This window comes from Clostridiales bacterium FE2011, from assembly GCA_017569305.1.
In the GTDB taxonomy this organism is placed as follows: Bacteria; Bacillota; Clostridia; order Christensenellales; family Aristaeellaceae; genus Aristaeella.
Window position 1 is genome coordinate 2,435,788 of the sequence record CP069418.1, and the last position, 21,157, is coordinate 2,456,944.

The window sequence follows — 21,157 nt, forward strand, 5'->3', positions numbered from 1 at the left end:
TGACAGAGGGACAGACCAACTGTCACGTTCCTTTGGAATGATGACAGTAAGCCTGTCCCTGCTGTCACATCAGTGAAGAGTGAAGAGTGTAGAGTGCAAGAGAAATAAAAAAGAAGGCGTATGCCTTCTTTTGTTATTCCTCTTGGATAGGCTGCTCGAATTTGCTTTTGCCCTGCTCCTCGGGAATGTCAATGGGATACTGGCCGGTGAAACAGCCGTCGCAGAAGGTGCAGCCGGTATCCCCGGCGAGGCGGTGGGCGGCGTCCACGGAGAGGTAGGCCAGGGAATCAGCACCGATCTCTTTGGCAATCTCGTCCACATTGTTCAGGCGGCAGGCGATCAGGTTTTCCTGTGAATCCACGTCCGTGCCGAAGAAACAGGGATAGCGGAAGGGCGGGGAAGAGATGCGCATATGGACTTCCTTTGCTCCGGCTTCCCGCAGGAGGCGGACGATGCGCTCGCTGGTGGTGCCGCGGACAATGGAGTCGTCAATGAGGACCACCCGCTTGCCGCGGACGGTTTCCGCGATGACGTTCAGCTTGATGCGGACGGCGGTTTCCCGCATGTCCTGGCTGGGGGCAATGAAGCTGCGGCCGATGTACTTGTTCTTCAGGAAGCCCACGCCGTAGGGAATGCCGCTTTCCTGCGCATACCCCAGGGCGGCGTCGATGCCGGAGTCCGGCACGCCGATGACCACGTCCGCGGCCACCGGATTTTCCTTAGCCAGGAAATGGCCGGCGCGGAGCCGGGACTGATGAACCGGCACGCCCTCGATGATGGAATCGGGCCGGGCAAAATAGATATACTCAAAAACGCAGAGGGAGCGCTGCTGCCCGCAGAGACGGCGGTCGGAAGTCACGCCTTCCTTGCCGAAGACGATGATCTCCCCGGGATCGATATCCCGGATGAGCTTCGCCCCGACAGCGTCCAGGGCGCAGGATTCGGAGGAGACCACCCAGGCACCGTCCGCGGTCTTGCCGTAGCAGAGGGGACGGAAACCGTTGGGATCCCGGAAGGCGATGAGCTTGGTGGCCGTCATGAGGGTACAGGAATAGGCACCCTGAAGCTGCTGCATGGTGCGGTAGACGGCTTCCGCCGTGGCGGTGACCTTCAGGCGCTCGGAGACGATGGTATAGACAATGGTTTCGGTATCGGCGGTTCCGTGGAAGATGCCGCCGCAGAGCTCATGCTGGGAGCGGAGAGAACGGGCATTGACCAGGTTGCCGTTATGAGCAAGGGCCATGTTGCCCTTCATATGGCTGATGACAATGGGCTGGATGTTGTTGTGGTTCTTTCCGCCGGTAGTGGAATAGCGGACGTGGCCCACGGCGATATTGCCCTCGCCCAGGCGGTCCAGGCCGGCACGGTCGAAGACCTCACCCACCAGGCCGTCGCCCTTCAGGTGATGGAAGACGCCGTCACAGGAAACCGCGATGCCGCAGCTTTCCTGTCCCCGGTGCTGCAGGGCGTAGAGCCCGAGGTACACATCCCGGGGGACAGCACGCTTGACGGGAGACCAGATGCCGAATACGCCGCATTCCTCATGCATAAGGCAGGAACCTCCGAAAAAAGAGAAAGACGTCCTTCAGCATAAACTGAAGGACGCCTTTGTCCCTTTGATGAGGGGATTGTACATCTTGACAGCAGAGCTGTCAAGATGAGGTAGGAGGTGTGCCGCTGCGCGGCAGGTAGGAGGTAGGAGGTAGAAAGTAGGAAATAGGAAGTGGAGGCATCGCTAAGCAGAAACGGGAATGTGACAAGGGGGACTGACTGTCTGTCACTGTTTTCGAAGAAAATGTGACTGAAAGTCTGTCCCTTCTGTCACTGTTCCCGCCGCAAGTGTTGAGTGAAAAGTGTAGAGTGAAGAGTGTAAGCGTGCCTTAAGGCTGCTTAAGGCAGGCTTAAGGTTGGAAATGCATAATGGCTTTGATATAATGGGGAAAAGGGAGGCGATGCGGATGCGGCTTCTGCTGGCGGAAGACGAGGAGGCTATGGCCGAGGCGGTTGTTGATTATCTTGAATATCACCACTATGAGGTGGACTGGGCGAACAATGGAATCGACGCGCTGGAACGGGCGCGGATGGGCGCTTATGACGTCCTGATCCTGGATATCATGATGCCGGGCATGGACGGGCTGACGGTGCTGCGCACCCTGCGGGGAGAAGGCGACGTCACGCCGGTGCTGCTTTTGACCGCCAAGGGCGAAATCCGGGACAAGGTGCAGGGGTTTGAAAGCGGAAGCGATGACTACCTGACCAAGCCCTTTGCCATGGAGGAACTGCGGGTGCGGGTGGACGCGCTGACCCGGCGCGGAGGACAGAGCTACCAGGGAGAACAGGTTACCTTTGAAGACCTGGCGCTGGACAAGAACGGCTATGCCATCCGCTGCGGGGACAAGACCGTGTCCCTGAGCCACAGGGAATACCACCTGATTGAGCTCTTCATCCGGAACCCGCATATCTATTTCTCTGCGGATACGCTGCTGGACCGGGTCTGGGGCATGGACGCGGACGTGGAATACGGCACGGTGTGGGTGCACATCTCCGGACTGCGGAAGAAGCTGGAGTCCCTGGGATCCCGGGCGGAAATCCGGTCGAAGCGCGGCGTGGGATACGCGCTGGAGGTCATTGAATGAAAAGATATTACCGCAGCCGGATCATGCTCAGCGCCATGCTGTCCTTCCTGATCATCCTGGTGCTGACCGTGGGAGCGATCTGGTTTATCAGCTACCAGGCGATGGAAAGAAGCACGGATTCCTTTATCGACTCCAGGCTGGAGCCCCGGGAGGAAAACGAAGGCGAAGGTGGACGCCGGTTTATGCAGGACGCGCCGCCGGCCATGTTCGGCTACAACCCCGGAAGACGGAACATGCCCTCGGGCTTTTATGAGATTACCTTTACCCCGGAAGGGGAACTGGACCAGATCAACAGGCGCGGCATCGCGGAGGACGCGGACATCAGCGTACAGGAGTACGTGATGGACGCCGTGAAGAAGAACGTCGAGAAGGGCAAGGTCGGATCCTATAAATTCGGCATCCGGCGGAATGAGGACGGATCCGGAACGATTATCCTGGTGGATAATTCCATCCAGCTGCACATGCTCTTTGACATGCTGAAGAACGCGGGCATGGTGGGCATCGGGATCTTCCTGCTGCTGATCATCGTGCTGTTCCCGGTCTCTGGCCGGATGGCGGAAATCTTCGTGCGCAACACGGAGCAGCAGCGGCAGTTTATCACCGACGCGGGGCACGACCTGAAGACACCGGTGGCCATCGCCCGGGCGAACCTGGACGTGCTGGAGCTGCGGGAAGGCAAGAACAAGTGGAGCGATAACATCCGGGCCCAGGTGGACCGGATGGAGCACCTGGTGCAGGACCTGATCATGATGGCCCGGCTGGACGAGGAACAGAACGAACAGGCGCTGGACAATATCGAGCTGACGGCAATGACAGAGGAGATCTGGCACGAATACCAGCCGTCGCTGAAGCAGAAGGGTATCACCGGGGAAACCGCGCTGGAGGAAACACCGCCGGTGCAGGGCTCCGAGAACCTGATCCGGAGGATGTTCTGCCTGCTGATGGATAACGCGGTGCAGTATACGCCGGAAGGCGGAACCATCCGCCTGGAGGTGAAACCGGAGAAGAAAAAGAACCGGATTGTGCTGGCAAATTCCGTGACCAGCCTGCCGACGGAGAAACCGGAAAAACTGACCCAGCGGTTTGTGCGGGGCGACAGCGCCCGCACCCAGAAGAGCGGCGGCTCCGGAATTGGTCTGGCGGCAGTGAAAAGGATCGTGGAAAAGCATAAAGGGAAACTGGTGATTGATTATCCGGATGAACATACGTTCAGGGTGAGCGTGGAGATTTAAACGAAAGCGACAGGAAAGCCTGTCGCTTTCGTTTATAAGGTAGGAGGTAGGAAGTAGGAGGGAGGAGGTTTTCTTTTACTTAAAACTTAAAACTAGATCCTTCGGCTGCGCTCCCTTCGTTTCACTCCGTACCCCTCCGCTTCGCTACCCCGGGGCTGATACCCGCAACTTCAATCGTCGCGACTGTCTCCCAGACAGATCGCTCGTTTCAGTTGACCTCACCGCCTGCAAAGCATCCGCCACTGGCGGTTGCAGACGGTTCGCCCCGTTCTCCGCTGAGAAAGAGCCACTGGCTCTTTCTCCGGGCGCTTCGAACCCCAGGATGACATTTCTCAAGGAAGGGAAAGGAAGGATTTCATCCTTTTCCTTTCCCGCGCCTGCGGGCGGTTAATTAATACTTAAAACTGAAAAATGGTGGACAAATCACTTTCGAATTATCGAAAGCGATTTTTGATTGAAAAACAGTTACATGGGTAAAAGTGAGCTTGCGTAGATGGCGCTCAAGTAACTCGTAAACGATTTCCGATGAAATTGAATGTAATTAATAATACAAGTCGGATGACGTAGAGATGAACCAAAATACAGACAAAGTACTATATTCAAAAGGGCTGAAAGAGACATGGTCACTTGACGGGCTTTTGACACATGGTTACAATTGCAATATCCATACATGTAAGTGTTGTAACCAGTTTATTCCGGAGGGAAAACGGCTATGTGTCAGAAGAAGAGAAGCTTTTGCCGTATCCGATTCAGGGGGCTTGCCGCCCTTGCGGCTGTCCTTTTTCTGCTGCCCGGCGGTTACGCGGCCAGGGCAGAGGAGAGCCTGCCGACGCCGATCCCGGAGAATATCCGGACCGCGGATGAGATTGTGATCGATGACCGGTATGAGGAACTGTCCTCCTATACCATCACTTTCCGGAATATGCAGGCCTATACCCCGGAATACTTCAACTATGCCAAGGTGACTGCGACAGAGGAACTGCCGACCCCGGACGGACGGGAAGTGAACCGCTTCCGGTTTGCGGACGACGCGGTGCTTACGATCCCCTGCAATACCACGCTGGAGTACGGGAACAAGGATTTTGAGTGCTATCGGCAGCTGCTGAACTACATGGACAACGCGAACATCGCTCCGGCGAAACAGGCGAATGCCCCGTACCCGCTGGAGAACGCGATAGCCCGTTGCGAGACGATTTTCAAAACGCTGCATATTGATAACCTGGTGCTGGACCAGGCCGTCGCCCTGCCTTCCGATTCCATCTCCAATATGACTGATGGGATGAAGCAGTTCTATAAAGAGAAAGAGCCGGTATGCTTTGACGCTTTCCCGGAAGAGATCGGCGTATGGTACCTGGCCTTCCGGCAGGAGCTGAACGGAATCAAATCCCTGGGAACCCCGCAGGTCAGGATTGCCCTGACGGAAAAGGAAACGGCACTGCTGGAACTGGACAAGGTGATCGACCACATCAACGATGATTATGAGCTGCCGGCCGGCGTGTGCTGGACGGACGCCCTTCGGGTGTTCTCCGCTTCCCATTGCGGGAAGAGCGGCGAATCCTATGAGATCAGCAAGATCAACATCGCGTATGACTATAACCTGATGGACAGCAACGCGCTGGACGCCAGGGCGTTCCCCTGCTGGCAGATTGAAGGGCAGGGAACAGGGACGGGGAAGTTCAGGGAGACGTACAGTATTGTGGATGGGAAAAGGGTACAAGCGTTCTAAATTAATTAATACTTAAAACTGAAAACTGAAAACTTAAAAATGGTGGATAAAACAGCTTCTGCAATGAAGCTGTTTTTCAGTATTTAAGTGAGTCCGGACGACAGGGAAGGTTTCTATGTCTGTTTTCGTTGGATAGGCAGAAAAAACTCTGCGGAGGAATTGAAAATGAGGAACCTGAGCGGCAAAAGGTTTATCCTGGGGCTCATGGCGCTGATTCTGTGCGTGACGGCATGTGCGCCGGCATTCGCGTCCACCGGGGACCGGGTGCTGTTTTACAGTTCTGAACAGAATGGAAATGATGACGAAAAGATCCTGAACCTGTTCCCGTATGGAGATGGGTTCATTATCGTTATGCAGAAGGGAAAAGGGCAGGATATTCTGAGATATGCGGATATCAGCGCGGAACCTGAAACATTTATATGGAAAGACAGTGCTCTTTCAGAAGAAGCAGAACAGGATATGTCTGCCATGTATGTGAATAACTGGTTTGGATGGAATGATGGTATCTATGCAATCATTGAGAAATCGCAATTCAGTGAAGATTCCGGCTATACAGAATTTCTTGTCCGGAAGGCCAGGTTGGAGGGGGATCAGGTTATCCTTGAAAACGCAGATCTGCCCGAGCTGGACCTGACCAGCCTGGTCAAAGGAGAAGACGACAATCAGTATGTGCAGAATATCATGAATCTGTTCGTGGCGGACGACAAACTGGTGATCATCCAGGGCGAAGAATGGATTGAAACGCTGGAAGCGATCAGCCTCCGGGACGGATACTGCACAGAAATAGAACCGGATGAATGCGGTGAAATCGTGCCGGGACCGGAAGGAACCCTGCTGATGACAAAGGCTGAATGGAACGGAAGCGATAATACCGCAACGATCCGGATCAGCAGCATTGATATGGACGGACGGAATGAAAAACAGCTTGCGGAAATCCCCGGATGTGTGGACGGGATGATTATGCCCTGCTATGACCCGGAGAAAGACACGCTGTATTTTGTCCGCAACGGAGAATTGTGTGCGATGCCGCGGTTTGATTCAACTCGGATGGAGACTGTGAACAGTTGCTCCCGTGCAGGTGAAGCAGCATATATGCTGCCGGGCGGCTTTATCCTGATGAAAACTACCGATTCGGTCATGATTAAGAATACCGATCCTGCGCAACGTGGCAACGTTACCCTGAGGATCCGGAATGATGGCTGGGGCACAAACGTAATGTCCGAAACCGTCTATGATATGAACAATGTACGCGGTGACGTTTCTGTGGTATTGCAGGACATCGATGAGGTGAAGATGGACATCCTGCAGGCTATGCTGACGCAGGACGCAAGTATCGATATCTATATGCTTCATTATGACAGCAACGAATTCAGTACGCTGCGTAGCCGGGATTATCTGCCGGATCTAAGTGGGAATGAAAAGATCGTTGCAAATACAAACCGTATGTATCCCTATCTACAGGACGCAATGAAGCAGAATGGAAAAATCATAGGAGTTCCTGTGTATTTCAGCGGAAGAACGATAGGGATTAACAAGGAACTGTGGAAACAGATTGGCGGAACAGAAGAAGAGCTGCCGAAGACCTGGAACCAGTTCTTTGACTGGATTAAGACGCTGCCTAAACGGCTAGAAGGCAAGGATGCCTCGTTTATTGGAGGGACTGACCGGGCATATTTCCGTGGAGAAATCCTGCATATGTTGATGAATCAGTATGAGGTGCTGATGGAACGCAAAGGTGAAAAGGATTATGCATTTGCCAATCCTATAATGTGTGATCTTGTACAGCAATTGAACGATGTAGATTTTGATGCGCTACGTGTTTCAGACCATTGGCATTGGGAAGAAGATGATACTTATGAAAATCCGGAAGCAATGAAAGCCCCGCTTCTGCAGATTGGAACATCCACATTGATGGCCGGCCAGAACGAGTTTACTCCGATGGCACTAAGACTGATGGAAGAAGAGGAAGCGGTGTTGCCGGTGGAAATGCACGTTGCGTTTTTAAATCCCTTCTCCAGCCATCAGGAAGAGGCAATTGAGTTCCTGGCATTGGCTACGGACAACCTGGATTTTTATGATGCGTATACTGCTTATGCCGATATGACAGAGCCGCTTCGTGATCCTGATTATGAGGAAATCATGAAAATATATAGCGACATAATTGAAGAAATGATCATTAACAGAGATAAGGCCAAAGGAGAAGAAAGGGAAGAGATAGAGAAGACGATTGAAAACCTGGAGAAAAACCGGCAAGAGGATGAACAAAATTTATGGCAAATCAACTCACGGATGATTGATCGTTATCAAAAGTGGCAGAACTTGTATAAGGTCCAGGGATATACTTTTTTCAATGATTTGTTTACAGCAGATAATGATGAGGAGAGATACGAGGAATTTGAGGAAATATTCCGTAATATGGAAAACGCAAAGATGAGTCCGGAAGAACTGCTGGGAATGCTGGACCAGAAGGTATGGATGATGAGGGTGGAAAGGAACTAAGAAGAGGTTGGAGGTTGGAAGTAGGAGGTAGGAGGTTCTACCTCCAAATGAATACTGAAAACTTAAGACTTAAAACTTAAAAATGGTGCGGCTGTGGCCGCAGGGTATAGCGGCAAGAGCCGTGACAGGGGGACAGACCCACAGTCACATTTTCTCCGAAAACAGTGACAGATCCGCATCCTCAATCAGCGCATTGCTCCCTTGAAACGGTCGCACTGCTTGTTTCGGATGACTCGTTCGGGTCGCTTTCTGCTTCGCAGAATAGCCCACTGGGCTACCGCTTCCCTCGCTCCCCCACAGTCACACTCTTGCCGCTTCTGTGTTGTGGAAAAAGTAGTGAATCATATTCCACATAGAAACATTCATTTGGGAATGTTTCTATGTCTGTTTTCGTTGGATAGGCAGGTTATTATCAGATTATACTCTGTGGGGGGGAAAATGGAATGAGGAGACTGACTGGCAAAAGGTTTATCCTGGGGCTGATGGCCGTGATTCTGTGCGTGACGGCGTGTGTGCCGGCGTTTGCGTCAACGGGGGATCGGATTCTGATGCATCAATCCACTGTAGATGGATATGGGCTGAAGGATGTGGAGAGTGTGCTGCCCTGCGGGAACGGCCTATATATGATTGTCCGCGAAGACCATGTAACGACGATTGAACGCTATGCGGACATCCATGGGGAACCGGAAAAGTTTGAGCTGGAAAGCAAGAACCTGGACGTGGCGGAAGACGAAGAGGACGTCACGACCAATACTTTTGTCAGCGAATGGTTTGTCCGGGGCGAAGAGCTCTATGCGCTGTCCGAGTCTGTTACGATGAGCGGGGATGAAAGCAAAACAGAGCTGCTGGTCCAGCATGCGAAACTGGAAAACGGACAGGTGATCCTGGAGGAAAGCGACCTGCCGGAGCTGGATTTGTCCAGCCTGATCGTGGAAGACGATGATTATGCATACATGAAGGGCATCGACAAATTATTCACTATGAAAGATAAGCTGATCCTGACCGCATATGGAGATGCCGGGAGGGAACTGCTGCTGATCGATCTGCAGGACGGGACCTGCACGGAAATGGAACTGGGTGACGACTTCAACGAGATCACTCCCGGGCCGGAGGGAAGCGTTCTGATTACCCGGTATGAATGGGATGATGATTCAAACATAACGATCAAGGTCAACCGCCTGGATCTGGCAGACCAGAGTGAAACGGAGCTTACCATGTTTACCGGTATGAGTTTCCCCCGGATCAGCCCGACCTACAGCACGGAAAAGGATACCCTGTATTACTTCAAAGACGGCGAACTGTGGGCGGTGCCCCAGTTTGACATGACGCGGACGGAAGCTGTGAATGACTGCCCGGACAACGGCTACGGTATGTTCCTGCTGCCGAACGGTTATGTGGTGATATGGACTTCCGATACAGTCATGGCCAAGAATACCGACCCGGCCCAGCGCGGCAGCGTTACGCTGCGGGTTACGGATAACTCCTGGAGTTCGGCAACTAACGAAGCGGTTTATACGATGAACGATACACGGGGGGACATCTCCGTGGTCCTGAAGTCGGACTGGAGAAGGAAATCGGAAATCCTGCAGGAGATGCTGAACCGGGACAGCAGCACGGATGTGTATCTGCTTGAGTACGACAGCAATGAGTTCAGCGCGATGCGCAGCCGGGATTACCTGCCGGACCTGAGCTCCAATGAGAAGATTGCGGCGAGCACCAACCGCCTGTATCCTTACCTGCAGGAGGCGGTGAAACAGAATGGGAAGATCATCGGCGTTCCGGTGAGCTTTGGCGGAGAGACGCTCGGCATCCATATGGATATGTGGAAAGGAATCGGCGGAACCGAGGAGGAACTGCCGAAGACCTGGAACCAGTTCTTTGACTGGCTGGAGACGCTGCCGGAACGGCTGGAAGGTACGGAGGTTTTCGTGGCACCGATGTCTGACCGGGTTTGCTTCCGGGCGGACATCCTGGAGCTGCTGCTGAACCAGTATGAGATCCGGATGGAGAAAAAGGGAGAAACCGACTATGCCTTTGCTAACCCTGAACTGTGCGAACTGGTCCGGCGACTGAACAACCTGGATTATGACGCTCTGCAGATTGCGGAGGCACGGGACGAGGAAGAAGAGGAAGATGAGGAATACCTCTATGACGGTTATGACCGTGATCCGCTGCTGGATACCTATACTTCCTCTGTTGTGAACGGCGACGCGGATTACGTTCCGCTGGCCCTGAGCTTCTCGGAGGATGAAGAACCGGTTCTGCCGGTCCGGATCTGCATTGCGTTCATGAATCCTTTTACCGAGCATCCCCAGGAAGCGATGGAATTCCTGGCCTGCGTGGCGGAAAGCATTGATGCCTATGCGGCATCCGCGGCTTTTACCGATAAAACGGAACCCAAACGCAGCCCCTATTATGAAGGCGATATAAAGAATTACCAGGAGACGCTTGACGCGTTGAAAAAACAGCTGAGCGAAGCAGAAGAGGATGAGCGGGCGTCCCTGGAAGAAAGAATCAAGGACACGGAAGAAAGCATAGAGCTCAATGAACGCTACAGTTGGCTGATCAGTCCGGAACAGATGGAACGCTACCAGAAGTGGCAGAATTACTTTAAGGTCAGAGGATACAGCTTCATCAATGAGCTGTTTGGCAATAGCAGCAATGAAGAGGAAGAGGAAGACGACTACGAGAAGCTGTTCTACAGCAAGGAAAGCGCCAGCATGAGTCCGGAAGAACTGCTGGGCATGCTGGACCAGAAGGTACGGATGATCAGGATGGAAAGGAACTGAAATCAGGTAGGAAGTAGGAGGTAGGAGGTAGGAGGGAGGAAGTAGGAGGTAATTCCTAACTTGAAAATGAAATATTTGACTTCGTCAAATGTGAAGTATTGAGCCTAAAGGCTCAATGTGAAATATCTGTCTGCGACCGATGTGAAATATCCTGCTGACGCAGGATGTGGGGAACGGAGGGGACGGTTCTTATCGTTCCCTCTGTTCTTTTATTTCGATGAATGGGAAAAAGGGAACGAAAAGAACCGTCCCCATCGTTCCCTTTTCTTACGAAAACGTAAGGTGAAAGTCACGTGAAAGTAAGGTTGGTTTGGTATTCTGGTACTGGAACGAGGGCAGATCGTCACCTTCGTTCCCGGAAGGGGACAGCTTGTGAAACGGGTTGTCCCGTTCGTTTTGCGTGAAAGTTTTGTAAAAATTATTGACAAACGATAATTCAGTGATATTATGATTATCGTAAAACAATAATTACGCAAAACGGGAACAGGACGTAAAGATGACTGTACAACAGTGCAATTCATTGACGGTAAATGACGGGCATGGTACAATTTAAAGGTTAAGAGAAGGATTTGAGAAAGCTGGATATATATAGGCGCAGGCCGACAGATGTACGGAACACGGAATGCAAAATACAAAGAAAAAACAATGCAAACGTCCGGAAAATCTGTCATAAACTGTGGTCTAAAACGTCTATATATAATGGGTATGCATTTTACGGAGGGAAGTTGTTTATGAGTAAACGCATATGCATGCTGTGTGTCGGGGTGATGCTCATCATCCTGATGCTGCTGGCCGGAAGCGCCGTGCTGGCGGAGGACGCGGCAACGCCTACGGATCTTGAGCCGGCGGGAGAAATCGGTGAGCCGATTCCCGTCCATGAGCCGGAATTCGAGATCAAGGACGGCGTGCTGATCAAATGCAACAGCGAGGCATTCAGCGTAAAAGTTCCGGACGGCGTGCGGGTCATCGGCCCCAACGCCTTTAAAGGAAACGAGAAGATACAGAGCGTGGTTCTGCCGGACTCCGTGGAAGTCATCAGCGCGAACGCTTTTGCGGACTGTAAAAAGCTGAAGCTGGTGGTGCTGAATGACGAGACAAAGCTGAAGGAAATCGGAAGCAAGGCCTTCCTGAACTGTAAAAAGCTGAATCTGCAATTCATTCCGGAAGGCTGCACCGTGGCGGCGGACGCCTTTGAAGGCGTGGACGCCGCGGTCACCCCGACACCGACGCCGACTCCGACGCCGACACCAACCCCGGCACCCACGGATGAAGGAAACACCCCCGCACCCGCGACGCCCACGCCCACTCCGACGCCCACGCCGACTCCGACGCCCACGCCTGAAGTGACGCCGGACCATAAACCCCCGGAACCGGAAACGGAGACACCGCCTCCGGAAGAAACGGGAGAGCCGGAAGAACCGGGCGGAGGCGGCGGTGGCGGAGGCTTCCGCGGCGGCTCCGGCGGACCGAGGATTCCCCACAGCAAGAACAAGGAACCCATCGGACCGGACTACGACCTGCTGGACCTGAAGGAACTGGAAAAGAAGCAGGATGACGTGATGAACCAGCTGACGCTGGGCAGGGAAACCCTGGCACTGGCCCTGAACCGGGCAGCAGACAGTGAAACCGGCGAAGGCTTCACGGTTACCGGAATGGACTGGCAGAAGGAAGAGGGAAACGAGCAGATCGACACCCTGATCCTGACGGCGGCCAATCCGGAGGAAGGCAAACAGAACGTCTGGAGCATGAACGGTGAAGTGCTCCGGAAGATGAACAAGAGCGGCATCGAACACCTGGTGCTCCGCAGCGGAGACCAGATTGCCGTAATGGAAACGGAAGGCTTCCTCGCCGGCTGGAGCTATGACGAGATGAGAAGCCGCGGAACCGCGAACCGGCGGTTCGAATACGAAATCGGAATCGGCGGAGACGCCCCGGCCGTCTGGCAGGTACAGGTTGAAGGAAAGACCTACGAGCTGACCACGGACGAGCACGCAGGAATCTTTATGACGGGCGTATACAGCGGCCCGGCGGGCGCGCTGGATGAACCATATGACCAACTGTTTGCCACAAAGTGAAAGGAGTGGACGGGATGAAAAAGGTATTCGCGATATTGATGGCCCTGGTGCTGGTGCTGGGAGGAACCGCGCTGGCAGAGACAGAGCTTTCCTATGAAGGGAAAGTGGTTGCAGGAGAAACAATCCCGGTTGCCGCGCCTTTTGGCGGACGGATGGGTGAAGTGCCGCTGCACAAAGGCGACCCGGTTCAGGAAGGCGACACGCTGGCAACCATTAAGACAACCCTGAACTACGCACCGGTGGAAGGCACCGTGACCGGTCTGTATGTGGCGGAAGGCGACAACACCGAGGATATCAATGCCCGGTATGAAGCCTCCCTGTACATCGAGCCCACCCGCAAGTACACGGTGGACGCGACCAGTGAGAAGGCTTTCAACACCAACGACAACTACTTCATCCACCTGGGCGAGCGGGTTTACCTGAAGTGCACCCAGGACGGCACCCATGAAGGCACCGGCATGGTCACCAAGCTGTCCGAAACCGGATATACCATTGAGGTGACCGGCGGAGAGTTCTACCTGGACGAGAAAGTCTACGTCTACCGGGATGAGAAGTACAGCAAGGAAAAGCGCATCGGCAAGGGCACGGTGAAACGCGCCGCGGCCGTACCGGTGAAGGGCGCCGGCAGCGTGCTGAGACTGCACGTGAAGAGCGGCGACTTCGTGGAGCGCGGCGAGCTGCTGTTTGAAACCGTGGAAGGCGTGCTGGACGGCTACTACGCGCCGGACAACACGGTCAAGAGCCCCGTGACGGGCGTCATCGAATCCGTGGAAAAGAACCCGGGCGATACCGCCGCCAAGGGCGACACCCTGGTGAAGATCGCTCCCACCAAGAGTTTCCAGGTCGAGTTTGACGTGCCTGAAGAGGACCTGTTCCTCCTGGAAGAGGGCGCGCCGGTTGAAATGGAACTGCGCTGGGACAGCTCCTCGGAGAAACTGTATACGGGCAAAATTGTTTCCATTTCCAGAATGAATGAAGACCCGAAGGAAGGCACAGACAAGAAAGTCTACAAAGCCTATGCCTCTTTCGAACCGGATGAAAGGATCCGGCTTGGCATGAGCATGCTGATTTACCTCAATGAGGCAGCCCCGGCCGAAGAAACAACTACTGCGGAGGAACCTGAAGCATGATGAACCCCAACGGCAAGAAACTGGTCCTTTGGTTTTTATCCCTGATCCTGTGTATTACGGCCTGCGCGCCGGCTTTTGCCTCCACCGGAGACCGGGTGCTTGTGCATCGGTCCAACACGGATGAGTCAATCTACTTCTATATTGAGTCTGTATTCCCGAACGGAAACGGCCTTTACGTCATGGTCCAGGAAGGCAATGAGCATAAGATCCTGCGGTACGCGGATGTAAACGCGGAACCGGAAGCCTTCACGCTGGATGAGCGGCTGCTGAACGGCGGCGGAGAGGATGAAGACGAAGAGGACGACGCGGAAGCCGAAAACGACGCGGACGATGAGGAATATAACGAGAACGAAGGCGGCGAAGAAAACAGCTACTCCTATGTAAACCGCTGGTTCTGCTATAAAAACGAACTGTACGCATTGCTGGACCGGAATACTTATGACGGTGAAAGCAGCAAGACGGAAGCGATTGTCCAGCATGCAAAGCTGGAAAACGGCCAGGTGACCCTGGAGGAAAGCGGCCTGCCGGAGCTGGATCTGTCCTGCCTGATCGTGGACCAGGATGATTACCAGTACATGAAGGGGATCGATAAGATCCTTGAGTATGACAACAAACTGGTGATGGCTGTATACGGCGACGGAGCAGAGGTGCTGGAAGTCCTCGACATGGAGGATGGAACCTACACCGAGATTGAGCTGGGAGAAGACTTCGGCGGTGAGATCGCCGCGGGACCGGAAGGCAGCCTGCTGGTAACCCATACGGAATGGGACGACGCCACCTCTACCAATACGGTTCATATCAACCGCCTGGACCTGGAGAGCCGGAGCGAAGAGCAGCTTATGGAAGTGTCCGGCCTGACCGACGGCCGGGTTGCTCCCTGCTATGATCCGGAAAAGGATACCCTGTATTACGTCTGCAACGGAGAACTGTGGGCAGTGCCGCAGTTTGACGCGGAACGGATCGAGTCTGTGAACGACTGCCAGGGCACCGGTGAAAAGATGTTTATGCTGCCGGGTGGCTTTGTACTGGTCCAGTCCTACAACAGCGTTGAGGTGAAGAACACCGATCCCGCCCAGCGGGGCAGCATCAGGCTGCGGATCCGTGACTGGGGCTGGAGCGACGCCCTGGGCGAAGCTATCTATGATATGAATAACACCCGTGGTGACATCTCCGTGATCCGCCAGCAGGACTGGAACAGCGAGAACGATATCCTGCAGGCCATGATGAACCGGGACGGAACCATTGACATCTACGTGATGCAGTATGACGGGAATGAATACAGCGCGCTGCGCAACCGTGAATACCTGACGGATCTGAGCGGGAACGAGAAGATCGCGGCGAACGTGGAACGCCTGTATCCCTATGTCCGGGACGCCGTGATGCAGAATGGCAAAATCCTCGGTATTCCCGTTGGCTTCACCGGAGAAACCCTCGGCATCGACATGAACATCTGGAAGGAAATCGGCGGAACCGAGGAAGAACTGCCGAAGACCTGGAATCAGTTCTTTGACTGGGTGGCTACCATTCCGGAACGCGTGGACGGCAGGGACGTATCGCTGGTCGAAACCTATGATGACCGGGTGTATGTCCGTGCGCAGATTCTGCAGGTCATGCTGAACCAGTATGAAGCCTGGAATGAAAAGAAGGGCGAAAACAGTTACGCCTTCGCTTCACCCATGATGATCGATCTTGTCAGCCGCCTGAACAACATGGATTATGACGCGCTGGAAATTTCCGAGCATCAGGACGAAGAGGATATGGATGAGGAAGACGGCTACCTGTATAACGAAGATGAAGAATACAAGCGGCCGCTCCTGCAGCTTTATACTTCTCCTGTGATGAACGGCGACAACTATTATGAGCCGCTGTTCCTGAGCTTCGCGGAGGACGAGGATCCGGTGATCCCGGTAAGGATCTGCGCGGCGTTTGTGAATCCCTTCTCCGAGCATCCGCAGGAAGCCATGGAATTCCTGGCTGTGGCCATGGACAAGCTGGAGATGTATTACAGCTATGACGCCTATACGGACAAAACCGAGCCGGTCCGGGATCCTTATTACGAAAAGGACCGCCAGTGGAATGAAGAGTACATCGGCAAGCTGAAGAAAAAGATTGAAAAAGCCGATGACGAAGAAGAAAAAGAATCGCTGGAACAGGAACTCAAGAGCATGGAAGAGTACATGCAGGATCAGGAAAAGAGAGCCTGGAGCATCAGCGCGGAGCAGATCGGGAAGTACCAGCAGCGCTGCAGCTGGTACCGGGTGAAGGGTTACAGCTTCTTCAACGACTTGTTTGGCGACGGGAATGATGAAGAGCAGTACAACGACTTCTATAAAATGTTCTACAGCAACGAGGGAGCAAAGATGGATCCCGCGGAACTGCTGGGCAAGCTGGACCAGAAGGTCCAGATGATCCGGATGGAGAGAAACTACTGATCATCATCCGGCGGCTGCTGTAAAAAACATTCGATATAACAACTGAAAATCAAATTTCAGTACCCAATCGTGTACCTGGGAGAGGATTTCTGCGGCAAAAAACAACAGGATGAAGCCTGTTAAATAAGGGGAGGAAGATAGTATGAAACACCAGATCGGTAAAAAGTTGATCCTGTGGCTGGCAGCACTGACGCTGCTTGTGACCTCCTGCGCTACAGCTTTCGCATCGCCGGGAGACCGTACGCTCAAACACACATCCTCTATTAGTTATGACTACAGTGAAAGCTTCCAGAGCGTCTACCGGAGCGGGGATGGCTTCTGCATCATCAGTTCGGATGATTCGGGCATATTCCTGCTGAAATACGCGGACATGCAGTCTGAACCTGAGAAGACCTATATTGAAGAATACCATCACGGCCCCTGGGATGGAGAGGAAGAAGACGCAGCGGCTGCTGAAGAACAGGTGACCGGTGAGAACGCTGAAGCTGCCGAGCCGGAAGCCGCTGAACCGGCTGCCGAAAAGGCAGAAGAGGAAGAAGACGCAGCAGCTGCTGAAGAACAGGTGACCGGTGAGAACGCTGAAGCTGCCGAGCCGGAAGCCGCTGAACCGGCTGCCGAAAAGGCAGAAAAGGAAAAGCCGGAAGCTGCTGAACCGGAAACAGTTGAACCGGCGGCTGACGCCGAAGCTGAATCCGAAGAAACACCGGCTGCCGAAGCTGAAACGGCTGCCGAAGGACAGCCGGCTGTGGAAGGACTGCTGAACTGGGACGACATTGACTGGTTGGATGAAACCCTGAACAGTGACGACATTCCGCAGGACTTCATGGACGGGGATATGTATAATTTCACGTCTGAACCCTATTACAGCATCGAAAGCTGGTTTGGCTGGAACGGCGAACTCTATGGCATCGCGATGGGAAATAACTGGGATAATGAAACCGGAGAGAGACAAATCGAAGGGATCAAGCTTCAGCATGTCCGGTTTGAAAACGGTGAAGCCATCAAGGAAGACACAGAGTTCCCGGAGTGGGATCATGAAAAACTGGTGTCGGAAGCAGGTGGCAGCGATTATCTTTACTTCAATAAGATTGACGTTGCCGGAGATCTGCTGATCACACAGATCTGGGGAATGGACGGTGACAAAATCATCGTGGTTGACCTGAAGACCGGCAGCTGTTCCGCTCTGGATGGAGGGGACTATGTCAACGCAGTTACGGCCGGACCGGAAGGTTCTGTGATCGTGGCCAATTATGACTGGAGCACTGAAAAGACAACGCTCATCAAGAAGAGCATGGCCGATGAAAGCGAAGAAACCATTGCAGAGTTTGATAATGGCACCCAGAACATAAGCCTCTGCTATGAGCAGGATACAGATACACTGTACATGGTGATGAACGGTGAACTGTGGAAAGCTTCGCTGGCGGACGCTGCCAATGCGGTGGCGGTCAATGACTGCCCGCTGACAGACTGTTCAATCGTACCGATGGGGGATGGCTTTGTTCTGCTCTGGAACAGAAACAACATCCTGCTCCGGAACACAGATCCGGCGGTTCGCGGCACGCTTGCGCTGCACGTTGAGGACAATACCGGCTATAACGAGACCATGGCTGAAACGGTGTTTACCCTGAGCGAAAAGCGGGGCGACCTTTCCGTGATTGTCCGCCAGCAGTTCGAGTGGCGCGGCGCTTCCACTGCCTTGCAGGATATGATGAACAAGGACAGCGGAACGGATATCTATGTGCTGCCGTATGATGGAACTGTTTTCAACGCGCTTAAAAACCGCGGATACCTGGCGGACATGAGCGATAACGCGGAGATTGCCAACTACGTAAGCCGGATGTATCCCTATATCCAGGACGCTTTGAAGGTGGACGGAAAGATCATCGCCGTTCCGATCGCACTGAACGGAAACACATTCGGCATCAATTACAAAGCATGGAAGCAGATTGGCGGCACCGAAGAAGAACTGCCGAAGACCTGGGATCAGTTCCTTGACTGGTTTGAAAAGCTGCCGGAGCGGCTTGAAGGAACGGAGATCTCCCTGACCGACGATCCCTATGCGGCGGATTCCCTGTCTGGCAATTTTATGCAGGATGTAATGCAACAGTACCAGATGCTGAAGGAAAGCAAGGGAGAAGAACTTGTTTTCAATACGCCTGAGATGAGAAAGCTGATTGAGCGTATATACAATATGGATCTCAAATCACTGGGCCTGAAGTCCTGGCGGGAAGAGGATAACGGCAGCGGCTATATGTATAACGACACTTCCCTCATCACCACGTATACGACAGCTCCGATGGGAGATCAATACTCGGGCGGCGGAACTCCCATGGTCCTGAGCTTTGCCGAGGGGGAAGAGCCGATCCTGCCGGTGCAGATGTACGTCGCGTGCGTAAACCCGTTCTCCGAGCATGCCAAGGAGGCCAAGGAATTCCTGGCGCTGGCAATGGAAAACCTGGAAATTATGGCACAGTATACCTTCTTTGCCGATAAGACAGAGCCTATTCGTTATTCCTATTACGAGGAACAGAAGAAGAATTATGAAAAATGGCTGGATCAGGCGAAGAAGGATTATGAGAAAGCCGATGAAGGCGAGGAAAAGACCTACGCTGAAGAGAACGTGAAGATGTGGGAAGAACAGCTCGAACAGCTTGAAGACTATTCCTGGCAGGTCAACCCGGAAAAGATTGAATGCTACCAGAAAATCCTCCCTGCGTGCAGGGTACTGGATCATGACTTCATGCAGGAGATCCAGAGTACCGTCAGTGAACAAGATGAACAGTTGATGAAGGAGTACACTGGTGATAATATGGATATTGAGAAGATTCTCAGCTTCTATGACCAGAAGATTCAAATGATCCGGATGGAAGGGAAATGATTCCTTTTGTATAAGAAATTTCGACTGGCATGGCCGTTCCTGCTGCCGGGACTGGCGGGATTGCTGATTTTCTACGGGATCCCGTTTGTGGGCGGAATCTGGTACAGCGTGACAGACGGTAAAGTCCAGAACGCGTTTGTAGGGCTTGAGAACTACATCTCTGTCTGGAACAACACCATGTTCCAGATGGGCCTGAAAAACACCATGGAACTTTCCCTGATCTGCGCACCGCTGCTGTTCCTGCTGTCCTTTGTGCTGGCAGCAGGACTGCACCGGATCCGCCCGGCCGGCGGGTTCTTCCGGTCCAGCGTGCTGCTGCCTTACCTGATGCCGTCCTCGGCCATTCTGCTGATCTGGCTGATCTGGTTTGATTTCCGGGGACCGGTGAACCGCCTGCTGGCACAGTTTGGCGTTGAACGGATTGACTGGCTTGTTGGGCCGGAAGCCCGTATTCCGGTTATCCTGCTGTTCCTGTGGAAGAACCTGGGCTTCTGCGTGGTTATCTTTATGTCCGCGCTGCAGTCCATTCCGGAGTCGCTGTATGAATACGCGACGCTGGAAGGCGCTTCCTTTATGAAACAGACCTTCAGGATTACCCTGCCGCTGGCGGTGCCTTCCGCCTTCCTGGTAGGCATCCTGTCCTTCGTGAACGCGTTCAGGATCTTTAAGGAAGTCTACTTTATTGCCGGCGCCTATCCGAATGAGCCGCTGTTGTACACGCTCCAGAACTACATGAGCAATATGTACAACCAGCTGAGTTATCAGAACGTGACAACAGCAGCGTATATCTTTGCTGTGATCGTGTTCGTGCTCTTCGGTGTGCTCTTCCTGAGCCAGCGGTCAGCGCTGAAACGGCTGAACGGAGGCGATTGAGAAAATGAGTAATCAAAAAGGCTTCCGGATCTGGCTGGCCAGGATTGTGCTGACGCTGTTTGCGGTGATTATCCTGCTGCCGATGGTACAGACCTTCCTGTATTCCTTCTCTTCCATACCGGAAATGCAGGGACTGATGGACACACGGGGAAAGAGAACCGAAGAAACATGGATGGACCTGCACCTGTCACCCCATAAAATCTCGCTGGGACAGTATGAGCAGGTGCTGGTAAAGGATGAGGAGATCCTGCGTTTCTTTACCAATTCCGTTGTCTATGCGGTGGCCATTCTGCTGGGGCAGGCCTTTGTGGTCCCGGCGATGGCATTCGGACTGAGCAAGTTTAAATTCCGCGGACGGGAAACACTGTTTTTCATGATTGTGATGCTGATGCTTCTGCCCTTCCAGGTGACGATGGTGCCGAATGTGCTGACGCTTCGGTTCATGGGACTGCTGGATACGGTGTGGGCTGTGATCCTGCCGATGCTTTTTGCTCCGTTCTTTATCTTCCTCATCCGTCAGTTTATGATTTCCCTGCCGGATGAACTGCTGGAAGCGTCTTCCATAGATGGAGCCGGCCCGTTCCGCTCCTTCCTGTGGATTGTACTGCCGGTCTGCCGGCCGGTGCTGGGCGCGGCGGCGGCGCTTTCCTTCGCGGAGAGCTGGAACCTGGTGGAACAGCCGCTGACGTACCTGAGCAAAAGCGTAACGCTGATGCCGCTGTCCACGCGGTTTAACCAGATGATGGCAGGAACCAAGGGATATGAGTTTGCCGGCGCGGCGCTGTATATCCTGCCCGCATTGCTGATTTACCTGTTCTTCCAGGAGGATATCCTGGCCGGGATTCAGCTGACGGAAATGAAATAAGAGGCTAGCCTGAGAGGCGGAA

At 53.5% G+C, this 21,157-nt stretch carries 12 protein-coding genes; 11 read left to right on the forward strand and 1 reads right to left on the reverse strand.

The genetic code is table 11. The features are described 5' to 3' along the window. Positions 1 to 133: 133 nt before the first annotated feature. Positions 134 to 1,549 (reverse strand): amidophosphoribosyltransferase, encoded by a 1,416-nt coding sequence (locus JRC49_11005; GenBank protein ID QTE70326.1) that lies wholly within the window; start codon positions 1,547 to 1,549, stop codon positions 134 to 136. Positions 1,550 to 1,934: 385 nt separating this feature from the next. Here JRC49_11005 and JRC49_11010 point away from each other — a divergent pair, with 385 nt between their 5' ends. The 11 genes from JRC49_11010 to JRC49_11060 all read left to right on the forward strand — a co-directional run bounded on the left by JRC49_11010 (position 1,935) and on the right by JRC49_11060 (position 21,135). Continuing rightward, positions 1,935 to 2,636: a response regulator transcription factor gene (locus JRC49_11010; protein QTE70327.1), complete on the forward strand. Its 702-nt coding sequence runs from the start codon at positions 1,935 to 1,937 to the stop codon at positions 2,634 to 2,636. After that, on the forward strand, positions 2,633 to 3,868 hold the full coding sequence (locus JRC49_11015; protein ID QTE70328.1) for a HAMP domain-containing histidine kinase: 1,236 nt from the start codon (positions 2,633 to 2,635) through the stop codon (positions 3,866 to 3,868). The genes JRC49_11010 and JRC49_11015 overlap by 4 nt, the downstream gene beginning before the upstream one ends. A 712-nt stretch (positions 3,869 to 4,580) precedes the next feature. Continuing rightward, the gene (locus tag JRC49_11020) at positions 4,581 to 5,594 is read left to right on the forward strand and encodes a hypothetical protein (GenBank protein ID QTE70329.1); all 1,014 of its coding nucleotides are present in this window, start codon (positions 4,581 to 4,583) and stop codon (positions 5,592 to 5,594) included. 165 nt (positions 5,595 to 5,759) lie between these two features. Next, positions 5,760 to 8,093, forward strand: a complete 2,334-nt coding sequence (locus tag JRC49_11025) for a carbohydrate ABC transporter substrate-binding protein (GenBank protein ID QTE70330.1) — start codon at positions 5,760 to 5,762, stop codon at positions 8,091 to 8,093. A gap of 443 nt (positions 8,094 to 8,536) precedes the next feature. Next, entirely contained in the window at positions 8,537 to 10,882 is a 2,346-nt protein-coding gene (locus JRC49_11030; protein QTE70331.1) for an extracellular solute-binding protein, read from the forward strand. A gap of 731 nt (positions 10,883 to 11,613) precedes the next feature. After that, on the forward strand, positions 11,614 to 12,957 hold the full coding sequence (locus tag JRC49_11035) for a leucine-rich repeat domain-containing protein (protein ID QTE70332.1): 1,344 nt from the start codon (positions 11,614 to 11,616) through the stop codon (positions 12,955 to 12,957). Between the two features lie 14 nt (positions 12,958 to 12,971). Then, a complete protein-coding gene (locus JRC49_11040) occupies positions 12,972 to 14,087 on the forward strand; it encodes an HlyD family efflux transporter periplasmic adaptor subunit (protein ID QTE70333.1) in 1,116 nt (371 codons plus the stop codon). Then, on the forward strand, positions 14,084 to 16,519 hold the full coding sequence (locus JRC49_11045) for an extracellular solute-binding protein (GenBank protein ID QTE70334.1): 2,436 nt from the start codon (positions 14,084 to 14,086) through the stop codon (positions 16,517 to 16,519). Before JRC49_11040 ends, JRC49_11045 begins: the two co-directional genes overlap by 4 nt. 142 nt (positions 16,520 to 16,661) lie before the next feature. After that, positions 16,662 to 19,397 (forward strand): carbohydrate ABC transporter substrate-binding protein, encoded by a 2,736-nt coding sequence (locus JRC49_11050; protein QTE70335.1) that lies wholly within the window; start codon positions 16,662 to 16,664, stop codon positions 19,395 to 19,397. A 6-nt stretch (positions 19,398 to 19,403) separates the two neighbouring features. Beyond that, a complete protein-coding gene (locus JRC49_11055) occupies positions 19,404 to 20,270 on the forward strand; it encodes a sugar ABC transporter permease (protein QTE70336.1) in 867 nt (288 codons plus the stop codon). A 4-nt stretch (positions 20,271 to 20,274) separates the two neighbouring features. Beyond that, positions 20,275 to 21,135 (forward strand): carbohydrate ABC transporter permease, encoded by an 861-nt coding sequence (locus tag JRC49_11060; GenBank protein QTE70337.1) that lies wholly within the window; start codon positions 20,275 to 20,277, stop codon positions 21,133 to 21,135. The last annotated feature ends 22 nt before the right edge of the window (positions 21,136 to 21,157 follow it).

What these genes read in the sequence shown, in the direction of transcription:
- JRC49_11015 (QTE70328.1), top strand. Translation starts at nt 2,633, where the DNA reads ATGAAAAGATATTACCGCAGCCGGATCATGCTCAGCGCCATGCTGTCC.
- JRC49_11060 (QTE70337.1), top strand. Translation starts at nt 20,275, where the DNA reads ATGAGTAATCAAAAAGGCTTCCGGATCTGGCTGGCCAGGATTGTGCTG.
- JRC49_11030 (QTE70331.1), top strand. Translation starts at nt 8,537, where the DNA reads ATGAGGAGACTGACTGGCAAAAGGTTTATCCTGGGGCTGATGGCCGTG.
- JRC49_11050 (QTE70335.1), top strand. Translation starts at nt 16,662, where the DNA reads ATGAAACACCAGATCGGTAAAAAGTTGATCCTGTGGCTGGCAGCACTG.
- JRC49_11025 (QTE70330.1), top strand. Translation starts at nt 5,760, where the DNA reads ATGAGGAACCTGAGCGGCAAAAGGTTTATCCTGGGGCTCATGGCGCTG.
- JRC49_11040 (QTE70333.1), top strand. Translation starts at nt 12,972, where the DNA reads ATGAAAAAGGTATTCGCGATATTGATGGCCCTGGTGCTGGTGCTGGGA.
- JRC49_11020 (QTE70329.1), top strand. Translation starts at nt 4,581, where the DNA reads ATGTGTCAGAAGAAGAGAAGCTTTTGCCGTATCCGATTCAGGGGGCTT.
- JRC49_11035 (QTE70332.1), top strand. Translation starts at nt 11,614, where the DNA reads ATGAGTAAACGCATATGCATGCTGTGTGTCGGGGTGATGCTCATCATC.
- JRC49_11010 (QTE70327.1), top strand. Translation starts at nt 1,935, where the DNA reads ATGGGGAAAAGGGAGGCGATGCGGATGCGGCTTCTGCTGGCGGAAGAC.
- JRC49_11005 (QTE70326.1), bottom strand. Translation starts at nt 1,549, where the DNA reads ATGCATGAGGAATGCGGCGTATTCGGCATCTGGTCTCCCGTCAAGCGT.
- JRC49_11045 (QTE70334.1), top strand. Translation starts at nt 14,084, where the DNA reads ATGATGAACCCCAACGGCAAGAAACTGGTCCTTTGGTTTTTATCCCTG.